Genomic DNA, 280 nt, shown 5'->3' on the forward strand with positions numbered 1-280 from the left:
GATCGAAGGGCTTTTTTTGCATAGTGCAAGCGAGACTTGGCAGTTCCATTGCTGCAATCGATGACTTCTGCAATCTCGTCCAGACTCATCGACTCCAGAAACCGCAAAGTCAGCACTTCCCGGTGTGCGGGTGAAAGCCGCTCCAGTTCACGATGTACCAGTTCCGCATTTTCCAGCAACTCAAGTTCATTCCACGAACTGTCTTCAATTTCGCGAGTCGAACAGTCTTCGATGACATCGATCCTCCCGTGATGACGCCGAAGGTGCGTCACTATCTGAT

Annotated in this window: 1 protein-coding gene; it reads right to left on the reverse strand. The window is 50.7% G+C overall.

The window, feature by feature from the left end; all coding sequences use genetic code 11:
* Positions 1 to 280: RNA polymerase sigma factor (locus PZC42_RS20950; protein ID WP_277214033.1), on the reverse strand; the 280-nt coding region annotated here is incomplete at both ends.

The organism is Isoptericola croceus (assembly GCF_029382255.1).
Lineage (GTDB): Bacteria > Actinomycetota > Actinomycetes > Actinomycetales > Cellulomonadaceae > Isoptericola > Isoptericola croceus.